Below are 11488 nucleotides of genomic sequence, written 5' to 3'. Positions count from 1 at the left end.
AAGCGTGTTCGCTTCATTGGCTTTATCAAGCGATTCTTTCAGGTCATCTTGCAGGCGGATAACTTCCGTTATCTCATCGGAGTTGCCGACCACGCCGATTATATTCCCATCGTCCCCATAAATCGGCGAAGTGCGGATATGGAAAGCTCCCTGTTCAATCTTGGCAACCCATTCCTGCGCTCCGTCGGTATATGTTTTACGTATATAGTCAATGATTTCGGGGTATACGATCTGGGGGGGCGCATTGTTAAAAGATTTCCCGACAACCTGTTCCGGCGTAACTCCAAATTTACCGATAGACCTGCCGTTAAACAATGTATACACTTCGTTCCTGTCAATGCTCCAGATAGCGCCCGGATAGTTCGCAACCACCTTTTGCAGAAGCGCTGCGGTTTCGCGCACGTTTTGAGTCATCCGTTTTTCTTCACGCAAATCCCGCGTATAGCCCATAGTCGTATAGCCGCTTGATTCCTCGCCCACGCGAATTATCGTTATTTCGGCGGGAAATAATGTCCCGTCTAATGTCCGGTGCACCCATTCAAAGACGTATTTGCCTTCTTTGTAGGCTTTTTGTACATATTGAGCGGCAAGCTCAACGGAACGCTGTCCGTCAGGCTGATACTCCGGCGACAATTCACTGAATCTTTCTATAAACTCCTGTTTGTCTTTAGCTCCGAACAGTCTGACGGCTTCCTCATTACAGTCGAATACCCTGAAATTCCTATCGCGCAGGGTACCGGCGAGCGGCGTAGAGTTCAGCATAAGGCTAATGCGTTCATTCGCCTGCCTGAGTTCTTCCGTCATCCGCTTTTGTTCGCGCAAATCACGCGTATAACTAAAAACTATATGGTCGTCCGATTTCACGTTCGCGCGCATTAACGTTACTTCGGCGGGAAACAACGTCCCGTCTAACGTCTGGTGCATCCATTCAAAGATATATTTGCCTTCGTCGTAAGCTTTTTGGATACATTGCGAAACCAAATCAATAGAACGTCGCCCGTCAGGCTGATACTCAGGCGACAATTCAAAGAATTTTTCCTGAAAAGCCGACTTGTCTTTAACTCGGTACAATCTGACGGCTTCTTCGTTACATTCTAATATTTTAAAATTCTTCCACATGATACACGCCAGCGGCGTAGCGTCCAGCATAAGTCTAATATTTTCATTCACTTGCATACGTTCTCCCAGCTTACTTTCATTATAAAGCTTTATCCGCTTCATAACATCAGGCGAATTTTTATCGTAAGTTTTTCATTTTTTGGCATCAATAAATAATATTTTATTGATTACCCAAGAAAATCATAATAAATATAATAAATGTATAATCAATCAAAAGTATAAAATGTAGATATGACGTTTTTTAAATAATTGACTATATTGTTGCGCTCAAAATGTACGATTTTTAATATCGCTCGTCAAAACGTTTGATGCAAAAATTATTTTATCCGCACTATTTATCAAATCCGGAGTAAGTTTATGAGTGGAATTTTGTTGCTTTTATTGTCAAGCTTTTGTCTTGTTACGGCGTATGTGGTTTATGGCGGCCGATTGGCAAAAAAATGGGGTATCGACCCGAACAAAAAAACACCCGCGCACGAATTAAGCGACGGCGTAGATTACGTCGCAGGCAAAAGAAGCGTGGTATTCGGGCATCAATTCGCTTCTATAGCGGGTGCGGGACCGATAAACGGACCTATTATCGCGGCGATGTTCGGCTGGCTTCCGGTGCTTTTGTGGATACTTATCGGCGGGATTTTTATCGGCGCGGTACAAGATTTTGCGGCAATGTATGCGTCTGTCAAAAACAAAGGACGTACAATCGGATATGTTATCGAACAGTATATCGGACAAACGGGCAAGAAATTGTTTTTGATGTTCGTGTGGCTGTTTTCAATACTCGTTATCGCCGCTTTCGCCGACATTGTAGCGCAAACCTTTAACGGTTTCTCAAAAAGTGCGGAAAAAATACCTGAAAACGCGGCTGTCGCGACAACGTCGATTCTTTTTATGATTGCGGCGGTCGGACTTGGATTTTTTATCAGAAGAAAACCGAATAATATTTTGCAAACTTCGACAGCGATTATTTTACTTATCGCATGTGTCGCGTTTGGGCTTTTATTTCCGATTTTTATGACACAGGGATTTTGGCTTTATTTCGTATTCGGATATGTGTTTATCGCGTGTATTACGCCTGTTTGGGCGCTGCTTCAACCACGAGATTATCTGAATTCTTTTCTGTTAATCGCTATGATGATTTGCGCTTTTGCGGGCGTTATTATCGATAATCCAAAGATGAACATCGCCCCCTTTACCGGTTTTGAGGTGAATGGAAATTATCTTTTCCCAATACTTTTCGTAACCGTCGCATGCGGCGCAGTTTCGGGTTTTCACGCGCTTATCGCATCGGGAACAGCGTCAAAACAGATAGAAAATGAGCGCGATATACTTCCTGTTTCGTTTGGGGCTATGCTTGTCGAATGTTTACTCGCAGTGCTTGCGCTTATTGCGGTAGGCGCACTTGCCGCAGGCGGAAAAATGCCGCAGGGAACGCCGCCTGTAATTTTTGCAAACGCCGTTTCGGGATTTTTATCCGAATTCGGACTGCCGCAAAACATTGTATATACGCTTATTACTTTGTCTATTTCCGCTTTTGCGCTGACTTCTTTAGATTCCTGCGCACGAATCGGGCGTTTGTCTTTTCAAGAATTTTTTATGAACGACGAAAAACAGTCTTTGCTTGTCAAGATTTTATGCAACAAGTATTTTGCCACTGCCATAACGCTTGTTACGGGGTATTTACTTGCGTTGCGCGGTTATCAGGATATTTGGCCGCTTTTCGGCTCGGCAAACCAACTGCTCGGCGCACTTGCGTTGATTGCTTGCGCCGTGTTCCTAAAAAAGACGAATCGTAGCGGTTTCGCTCTTTACATTCCGTTTGGATTCATGCTTGCCGTTACGTTTTCTGCGCTTGGAATAAGCGTATTTAAATTAGTCGGCAAAATTCCAACGAATTTCTCTTTTGCATCGGACGGAATACAATTAGTTTTTGCCGTCTTGCTTTTTGCGCTTGGAGTTGTGGTAGCCGTAAAAGGAGTTATTGCGCTAAACGATAAAAAAACCGTTATAGAATAATGTCTTCCGACATTGCTCTTTGCTGCAGAAAGTATATTACTCGGCAATATGGATGAGAATATTAAAAGATTTGACGTCGTGATTGTCGGCGCAGGTCCGGCAGGAGCGATTTGCGCCGAAATCTGTGCAAAATCAGGGCTGAACACCGCACTTATTGAGCGTAAGGAGTTTCCGTCTATGCCGGTTCGCTGCGGTGAAGGCGTAGGATTTAAAGGAATGAGCGTTTCAACGGGAATCAAGCCGGAATGGGTTTTGTCTCAAATCGACAAAGTCAGGTTTGTTTCCGCAAACGACACGCATATAGAAGTTAAAAATATCGGCGAGAGTTTCTGCGTCGATAGAACAAAAATGGATAGAGAACTTGTAGAAAACGCGCAAAGAGCGGGTGCAAAATATTTTAACAATACATATATTTCCAATGTTGAAATTCTGCAAAAAAGCAATCTGCAGTTTGAATATAAATGCGTTACACAAGACGGTGACGTTTTTATCTCCTGCGTATTGGCGGCCGCAGACGGAATAGAGAGTCTAATTCGCAGAAAAACCTGGTGGAGAAACGGTTTTGCCCCCGAAGATATTGAAAGCTGCGTTTTTGCGAAAGTGGAACACGACCTGATTGAAAAAAACACTATAGAATTTTACACGGGAAGTAAAATCGCAGTCGGCGGATATCTGTGGGTATTCGGGCGCGGAAAAAATTGCGCTAACGTCGGACTTGGCGTTCTGGGAAAATATTCGAATGCGGGTTTAGCGAAAAAATTGTTTTATGATTTCGTCGATAAAAAATTCCCGAACGCAAAAATCACAGACTTGCACTGCGGCGGCGTTCCTGTGGGGAAGTATTTATCGCCTTTGTCAAAAAACGGCGTCGTTTTGGCGGGAGATACGGCAGGGCAGGTAAATGCGCTCAACGGCGGCGGAATAGCATACGCGCTTTTTGCCGGCAAAACCGCAGGTAAGACAATTGTAGATTCGCTTAAAAACGGCATTGTAAACTATAAAAAAATGAACGATTACGAAAAAAACTGGAAAAAATATTGCGGAAAGAATCAAGTTCGCTCATACGTACTGAAAACCGCGCTTTTGAGCAAAGGCGACGATTTTTATAACGACGTCGCAGCGGCGTTGAAAAATGAAAATCCGGAAAAATTGAGTTATTTACGCGTTTTTATGAAGGTTTTTGCAAAACATCCCAAATTATTGTTAAAAGTATTCTTTTTGTTTAGATGAAGACGATAAACCTTATCAAAAATATGTGAATGAAATAAAAAATTTACGATCAAAATAAACATACATTTTCGCCTATTATTTGAAATTTTGGTTTTTTCCGCATTTGTTACGCCGATAATTCGTATTTTTCACGATATTAAATGATTCTAAATAAAAAAATCGGTGAGATAAATTTTGAGTAAAATTACTGAAAATTTTGATGTAATTGTTGTCGGAGCGGGACCGGCCGGCGCCGCCGCCGCACTTTTTGTAAAAAAGCAAAACCGTTCCGTACTTCTTATAGACAAAGCGGTGTTCCCGCGTGAAAAAATTTGCGGCGACGGGCTTTCCACACGAGCGATTAAAACGCTTCAGGCGCTTGAATTGTATGAAGAATTTCTTGAAGAATGCCCTGTAAACCAAATTGACGGCGTTGTTTTTTCAAGTCCGAACGGTACGATTCTGCCGATAAATTATGCGAAGATGGGTAGAACGGAAGACGTTGAAGGTTATACTTTGAATCGAATCTTCTTCGACAATTTTTTGATAAACAAAGCGCGAAACGCAGGTGTTGACGTTTTGGAAAATTTTGAGGCGAAGGGTTTTATTTTCAACAAGAAAAACGAAATTTGCGGAATTCGCGGAAATCAAGTCAATTCAAAAAAATCGGTTATGTTTGAGGCTAATATAGTTGTTTGCGCCTGCGGAATTTTTCCGAAAATCTTAAAAACGATAAATTACAATTACCCAAGCAGTAAAAAATGCGTATTCGGAATCAAACAATACTTCAAAGATGTCGAATGTGATAAAAATATGATAGAAATGCACTTTGTGAAATCAATCGTAGAAGGATATTTTTGGATTTTCCCTGAAAAAGACGACATTGTCAATATAGGTTTTGTAATTCCGGAAAAAGCGCGAATACGGCGCAAAATCAACCCGAAAAGAGAATTGGAAAAGATAATTTCAAGCCGCCATTTTGCCGACAGATTCAAATTCGCACAAGCGATAACAAAACCCAAAGCGACATTTCTGAATTTGGGCGGAATAAAGGTTTTCAAGCCGAAAGCGCATCTTTTAATTATCGGCGATTCTATGGGATTAACCGAACATTTTACCGGTGAAGGAGTAGGAAACGCTATGTTTTCGGCGCAAAAAGCGGCGCAAGTTATTGATTCGGCATTCAAAAACTGGGATTTCTCCGCAAAAAAAATGGCTATGTTTCACGAAATTTGTGTAAAAGCGCTGCTCAAAGAATTTCGCGTGTCGGCGATAGTCAATAAAATGAAATGGGTTTGGTTAATTGATTTTGTTATAGGCGCCGCGGCAAAAAACCGCGAAACAATGATAAAAATAGCCGAAGCGGTGGCTTCTCAAAAAGACAGGAAACAATTACTAAATCCGCTTTTTTACATTAAATTGCTTTTTAAGAGATGAAAATTTACAAAATATTTCTTCAAAACAATCCAAGAAATTTTCTTTTAACGGTATTGTCGTGAATTTTGTGCGAATGCTGCAACGATACAGGGTTTTGAGGATGACTAATATCGCGCCCTTCGTGATATTTTTCAACAAAAGAAGCGCGATGTTTTGATTTTTCAGTATATGGTTTTACACTGCGTTTATGCGGATATGCATAATCGCGCCGATTCTGATTCTGCATACCTTTTATCTCCGAACGCCACGATACGCCCACGCTTTTATCTTCGGCGTAATCATCGTTGCAAGCGATAATAGACGGGATTTTTTTATTTATTCTCTCTTCAATCGGACTTAAATATTCGGCAAAATGTTCGCAAGCGAACGTATAAGCGATTCCTTCTTTACCCGCACGCGCAGTTCGTCCGATTCTGTGAATATAATTCTCCGCATCCATAGGAATATCATAATTTATTACAATGTCAAGATTATCGACGTGTATTCCACGCGCCGCAATATCCGTAGCGACAAGTACGCAAATCAAACCTTTTTTGAAATTATCGATTGCAATATCGCGTTTTCGCTGCGTCATATCGCCTGTCAAATAAACAGCCGACACTCCGTTTATAATCAATTTGGCATACAATTCTTCACACAAATTTCTGGTATTGCTGAAAACAATCGCTCTTTTATTTTCAGAAGATTTCAGTATGCCTAACATTAGCCGAAATTTGTTTGAACTGCCTACGTGATAAACTTTTTGTTCGATTTTATCTACCGTTATAGTTTCGGGATTAATTACGATATTCACCGGATTGCGCATAAAATCGGAAGCTAAAATTTGACATTTGAAACTCATGGTCGCCGAAAACAACATAATTTGCCGAAAATCTTTTGCCGGCAACGCTCTAAAAATCTTTCGAATGTCTTGGTAAAATCCCATATCAAACATTCTGTCGGCTTCGTCAATAACCGCAAAATGATATTTTTCAAGTTTCAACGTCCCTTTTCGCTGCAAATCAATAAGACGCCCCGGAGTTCCTATAAGAATTTCCGTCCCGACCCGCAAGTTTTCTTTTTGTTCCTCATAACCGACGCCGCCATAACACGAAGCGATGTTATAAGGCAGAAATTTTCCCAAAAGTTTTGCTTCTTTTTCAATTTGTGCGGCAAGTTCCCGTGTCGGAACAACGATAAGCGCAAATTCCCGATACTCGCTTTTTTCCATTATTTCAAACAACGACAGCAAAAATGCGGCGGTCTTTCCCGTCCCTGTCTGCGATTGTACACAAACGTCACGTCCGTTAACCGCAAACGGAATCACTTTTTCCTGAACTTCGGTACAAATCGTAAAACCGGCGTCGTTTACGCCGCTCATAACGTTTTGCGAAAGATTTAATTCTGTAAATTTCATCAATAAAAACCTGAAACCCCTATCGGTTCAAAACTTCCTTTTCTTTCACCGCCAGCAGTTCATCGACTTTGGCAATGTAGGAATCGGTAATTTTTTGAATATCATCCTGAGCGTCTTTAGATAAATCCTCGCTCAATTCTTTATTTTTTTCCGCTTTTTTAATCTGCTCGTTACTGTCTTTACGTATGTTTCGTATAGCGACTTTTATATCTTCCGACATAGTTCTGCATTCCTTAGCCAACTCTTTCCTCCGCTCTTCCGTAAGCGAAGGAACGGATAAACGAATAAGATTCCCGTCGTTTTGCGGAGTAATTCCCAAATTTGAAGACAAAATCGCTTTTTCTATTTCGCCTATAAGATTTTTCTCCCACGGCTGAACAACTATCGTCTTCGCATCCGGAGTCGAAATATTTCCAACTTGGTTTATAGGCTTCGGCGTTCCGTAATAACTAACCTTTATTCCGTCAAGCATATCTATCGACGCTCTTCCCGTACGTATCTTTTTGAAATGAATTTTTAAAGATTCAACGGACTTTTCCATCTTTTCTTTTGTTTCGGTTTTAATCAAATCAACCACAATCCTATCCTTTCTTTACCGCCGTACCGACATTTTCACCGTTTACGGCGCGAAAAATATTTCCTTTATTAAGCAATTCAAAAACCAAGATTTCAACGTTATTATCTAAACAAAGCGAAAATGCCGCAGAATCCATAATTTTCAATCGCTTCTCAAGCGCAAAAGAATGCGTAATCTCGTTAAATTTTACAGCGTCTTTATACTTCATCGGATCCTTGTCGTAAATACCGTCAACTTTCGTAGCTTTAAAAAATACGTCGCAATTTAATTCCGCACAACGCAAAGCCGCCGCCGTGTCCGTCGTAAAAAACGGATTCCCCGTTCCGCCGGAAACAATAACGACTCTTTTTTTTTGTAAATGCCGTATCGCGTTTTCAGCGACAAAATATTCGGCGACTTTATCGACTTGAAAAGAATTCATCACGCGAGCGTCGATATCTATTTTTTTCAGCGTCTCCGCAAGCATAATCGAGTTTATGATAGTCGCAAGCATTCCGACATTATCGCCCGCCGTTCTGTTAAAGCCGTTCGCCGCGGCGGACATTCCGCGAAATATATTCCCTCCGCCTATCACCACAGCGACCTCAATACCGGCGGCGGCAACTTGTTTTATATCCTGCGCTACGTTCAAAAGAATATCGGAAGAAACGCCGAAACCCGTTTCGCCGGCAAGCGCTTCTCCGCTCAATTTCAGAAGTATTCGTTTATACTTCCCCATTCTTTCTCTTATTCCTCCGATTCCTCTACGCTGTTAGCGCCCAATTCGATCATATTCATAGCCGAGACCGAAATTTTTGCGCCGATTTTTACAGATGTTTCGTCAATCACCTGCCGAACGGACATTTTATCGTTTTTTATAAATTCCTGATCAAGCAGCGTCGATTCTTTATAGAATTTAGATAATTTACCTTCTGCGATTTTTTCCAAAACGGCTGCCGTCTTATTAGCGTTTTTCGGATCGTTTTTAACTTGTTCTTCGCAAATTTCTTTTTCTTTGGCGACGGCTTGCGCACAAATTCCGTCTCTATCAATAGCAAGCGGCTTTTGGGCGGCGACTTGCATCGCAATGTCGCTTCCCAAAGTCTTAAAATCAGCATTGTCCGCTAAATTTTTATCTGCGGTAAGTTTAATCAACGAACCGACTTTACCGTTTGAGTGTACATAAGAAAAAATTAAGTCATTGTTTTGCGCGGTTTGATGAAAATATGACGAAACGGCGATTTTCTCGCCGATTTTACCAATCAAATCAATAGTTCTTTCGCCGATAGTCTGCGAACCGGACTTAATTTTTAAAAGCGATTCTAAAGTATCGGGCTTATCGGCTATAACCGCTTTTTTAATATCTTCGAGCAAATTCGTAAAATCTTCGACTTTCGCTACGGGCTCCGTTTCACAATTAATTTCTATAATAGCCGAAAATTTTCCGTCGGTTACCGAAACGACTTTACCTTCTTTTGTCGCCTTACCCGAACGTTTTGCGGCGGTCGCAGCGCCTTTCTTTCTCAAATTTTCAACGGCAAAAGCCATATTCCCGTCCGCTTCCGTCAACGCTTTTTTGCAATCCATCATTCCAAGTCCGGTTTTTTCTCTTAACTGTGCCACCATCGAAGCGGTAATATCCATTATTTATTCCTTTGTTTTATTGTTGATAAACAAACCCGTTCGCTTTTATAAACAAAAGGAGCGCGTTAATTTTTACGGACAAATTATTCCGCTTTTTTTCTGATTTTTTTTCTTGGTTTACGAGATTCTTCATCTTCGGCGTCTTGTTTTTCGTATTTTGCCGCTTTTTTCGCTTCGTCCTCTTCGCCCTCTTTTCCGGCAATAACTTTGAGGTCTTTAGTCGCGTCAATAATCGCATCGACTATTTTTTCGGTAATAACTTTAACCGATTTTATGGCGTCGTCATTCGCCGGAATAACATAATCTATCAAATCGGGATTACTGTTGGTGTCGGCGATAGCCGCTACTTCAATACCCAAACGTCTCGCTTCGGCAACCGCCAAATGCTCTCTTACCGTATCAACGACAAACACGATTTTCGGATTATGCTTCATATCGCGGATACCGCCCAAAACCGAGAGTAATTTTTCTTTGTCGTGAAGTTTTTGCCCCTGCTCTTTTTTGGTAAGTTTGTGAAAATCTTCCGTTTCCATTTCCGCTTCCAATTTATCAAGACGGCGGATACTTTCTTTTACGGTAGCAAGATTGGTGAGCATCCCTCCAAGCCATCTTTCCGTAACAAACGGCATTTTGCAACGTTCCGCTTCTTCTCTAATATACGTTTTCAACTGCTTTTTTGTTCCCACGAACAAAATTTTTCCGCCTTTACTCGTCACTTCGCCGACTTTCTCAATAAATTTATTGAGCCCCAAAATGGTTTTTTCCAAATCCATAAAATGAATACCGTTTCTTTCGCAAAGAATGTAAGGTTTCATTTTAGGATTCCAACGCCGAATTTGGTGACCGAAGTGAGCGCCTGCTTCCAACAACTCTTCAATTTTGATTACCGACATTAAAACTCCTTAATATTAATGGGTTTCGCCTCCGCCCGAAAACGCTGCCGTTTAGGCAGAACCCATTACTTCGAGCGTGCATTGTTTTAGTTTATATAAATAATTATCTCTTTGAGAACTGGAACTTTTTTCTCGCCCCCGCCTGGCCGTATTTCTTTCTTTCGACTTCACGCGCGTCACGGGTCAAAAGCCCCGCCTTTTTGAGTATTGGACGATTTTCCGCGTTCAGTTCGACCAACGCTCTCGCTATCCCCAAACGAATCGCGCCCGCCTGGCCGCTCAAACCGCCGCCGCAAACGTTGACTTTCACATCGTAATCACCCTCGTTTTCTAAAACCGTAAACGGCTTTTGGGCGTTTACGCGAAGCGTTTCGCTTTTGAGATAGTCGGAAACATCGACTCCGTTCACAAGTATTTTACCGCTTCCTTTACTAAGAAAGACCCTTGCGACCGCACTTTTTCTTCTTCCTACCGTAACAATAGTATCGCTCAAAATTACAAACTCCTTAAATAAATAAATTTTCTGGTTTCTGCGCCGTGTGCGGATGCTCATTCCCCGCATAAACAAACAATTTACGCTCAATCGCCTTACCGCGCGCATTCTTCGGAAGCATTCCGTGCACCGCCTTTTTAATAATCACCGACGCGTCAAGTTCTCTTTGAACTTTATAAGGACGAATCTTTTCGCCGCCTGGATAACGCGAATGTCGAAAATATGTTTTCGTTTCTTCTTTATTTCCGGTCAAAGCGACTTTTTCAGCGTTAATTACGATAACATAATCGCCATGGTCTTGATTAGGAGAATAATTTACTTTGTTTTTCCCCATAAGAATATAAGCCAATTTGGAAGCCAATCTTCCAAGCACTACATTTTCCGCATCTACCACAAACCATTTTCTTTGTATGGAATCTGCATTAATTACAACGGTTTTCATCCTGAAAAACACCTTTGTTAAAAAATTCTCAATAAAATCCGTCAGCAATATAATATATTCCGCAACGATTAGTCAATATTAATAAGAAACAAATATACAATTTTATTATAAATTCGACAAAAACCGAATTTCTTGAAAAAAAATCATTTTACAAACTACAAAAATATAGTATATTTGCGCCGACTTTATGAAACGGAGCGTGGCGCAGCCTGGTAGCGCACTTGCATGGGGTGCAAGGGGCCGGAGGTTCAAATCCTCTCGCTCCGACCAAAATTATAGCGACTGT

11 protein-coding genes and 1 tRNA gene are annotated in these 11488 nt (G+C 41.4%); 4 read left to right on the top strand and 8 right to left on the bottom strand.

What is annotated here, in order from left to right:
• Window positions 1-1176 (bottom strand): PAS domain-containing protein (locus LBH98_02115; protein MDR0303551.1); only part of this gene is annotated, 1176 nt, incomplete at its 3' end.
• Between the two features lie 300 nt (window positions 1177-1476).
• On the opposite strand from LBH98_02115, the gene LBH98_02110 reads away from it, so the two are divergent.
• From LBH98_02110 to LBH98_02100, 3 genes are all read left to right on the top strand, one after another.
• Window positions 1477-3132 carry a carbon starvation protein A gene (locus tag LBH98_02110; protein MDR0303550.1) on the top strand — a complete coding sequence of 552 codons (1656 nt, stop codon included), beginning with the start codon at window positions 1477-1479 and terminating at the stop codon, window positions 3130-3132.
• A gap of 48 nt (window positions 3133-3180) precedes the next feature.
• A complete protein-coding gene (locus LBH98_02105; GenBank protein MDR0303549.1) occupies window positions 3181-4362 on the top strand; it encodes an NAD(P)/FAD-dependent oxidoreductase in 1182 nt (393 codons plus the stop codon).
• 174 nt (window positions 4363-4536) lie between these two features.
• Window positions 4537-5778, top strand: a complete 1242-nt coding sequence (locus tag LBH98_02100; GenBank protein MDR0303548.1) for a geranylgeranyl reductase family protein — start codon at window positions 4537-4539, stop codon at window positions 5776-5778.
• Between the two features lie 19 nt (window positions 5779-5797).
• Here the strand turns inward: LBH98_02100 and LBH98_02095 are convergent, their stop codons facing one another.
• The 7 genes from LBH98_02095 to rplM form a co-directional block, all read right to left on the bottom strand.
• Window positions 5798-7174, bottom strand: coding sequence for a DEAD/DEAH box helicase (locus LBH98_02095; protein MDR0303547.1), 1377 nt, complete (start codon window positions 7172-7174; stop codon window positions 5798-5800).
• A gap of 19 nt (window positions 7175-7193) precedes the next feature.
• On the bottom strand, window positions 7194-7751 hold the full coding sequence (frr, locus tag LBH98_02090) for a ribosome recycling factor (GenBank protein MDR0303546.1): 558 nt from the start codon (window positions 7749-7751) through the stop codon (window positions 7194-7196).
• 4 nt (window positions 7752-7755) lie between these two features.
• Complete coding sequence (gene pyrH, locus LBH98_02085) at window positions 7756-8469, bottom strand: UMP kinase (protein MDR0303545.1); 714 nt, start codon at window positions 8467-8469, stop codon at window positions 7756-7758.
• An 8-nt stretch (window positions 8470-8477) separates the two neighbouring features.
• Window positions 8478-9374 (bottom strand): translation elongation factor Ts, encoded by an 897-nt coding sequence (tsf, locus tag LBH98_02080; GenBank protein ID MDR0303544.1) that lies wholly within the window; start codon window positions 9372-9374, stop codon window positions 8478-8480.
• Window positions 9375-9457: 83 nt separating this feature from the next.
• Window positions 9458-10267 (bottom strand): 30S ribosomal protein S2, encoded by an 810-nt coding sequence (rpsB, locus tag LBH98_02075; protein MDR0303543.1) that lies wholly within the window; start codon window positions 10265-10267, stop codon window positions 9458-9460.
• A 103-nt stretch (window positions 10268-10370) separates the two neighbouring features.
• On the bottom strand, window positions 10371-10760 hold the full coding sequence (gene rpsI, locus LBH98_02070; protein MDR0303542.1) for a 30S ribosomal protein S9: 390 nt from the start codon (window positions 10758-10760) through the stop codon (window positions 10371-10373).
• Window positions 10761-10773: 13 nt separating this feature from the next.
• A complete protein-coding gene (gene rplM / locus LBH98_02065; protein MDR0303541.1) occupies window positions 10774-11202 on the bottom strand; it encodes a 50S ribosomal protein L13 in 429 nt (142 codons plus the stop codon).
• 193 nt (window positions 11203-11395) lie between these two features.
• On the opposite strand from rplM, the gene LBH98_02060 reads away from it, so the two are divergent.
• Window positions 11396-11472: transfer RNA gene (locus LBH98_02060), tRNA-Pro, on the top strand.
• Window positions 11473-11488: the final 16 nt, after the last annotated feature.

The sequence above is a fragment of the Chitinispirillales bacterium genome (assembly GCA_031254455.1).
Lineage (GTDB): Bacteria > Fibrobacterota > Chitinivibrionia > Chitinivibrionales > Chitinivibrionaceae > WRFX01.
This window is presented reverse-complemented; position numbering and strand designations above follow the sequence as displayed.

Bases quoted from the DNA above. Each gene is read 5' to 3' on its own strand.
- rpsB (MDR0303543.1), bottom strand. From the start codon at position 10,267: ATGTCGGTAATCAAAATTGAAGAGTTGTTGGAAGCAGGCGCTCACTTC.
- pyrH (MDR0303545.1), bottom strand. From the start codon at position 8,469: ATGGGGAAGTATAAACGAATACTTCTGAAATTGAGCGGAGAAGCGCTT.
- LBH98_02095 (MDR0303547.1), bottom strand. From the start codon at position 7,174: ATGAAATTTACAGAATTAAATCTTTCGCAAAACGTTATGAGCGGCGTA.
- LBH98_02110 (MDR0303550.1), top strand. From the start codon at position 1,477: ATGAGTGGAATTTTGTTGCTTTTATTGTCAAGCTTTTGTCTTGTTACG.
- tsf (MDR0303544.1), bottom strand. From the start codon at position 9,374: ATGGATATTACCGCTTCGATGGTGGCACAGTTAAGAGAAAAAACCGGA.
- rplM (MDR0303541.1), bottom strand. From the start codon at position 11,202: ATGAAAACCGTTGTAATTAATGCAGATTCCATACAAAGAAAATGGTTT.
- LBH98_02105 (MDR0303549.1), top strand. From the start codon at position 3,181: ATGGATGAGAATATTAAAAGATTTGACGTCGTGATTGTCGGCGCAGGT.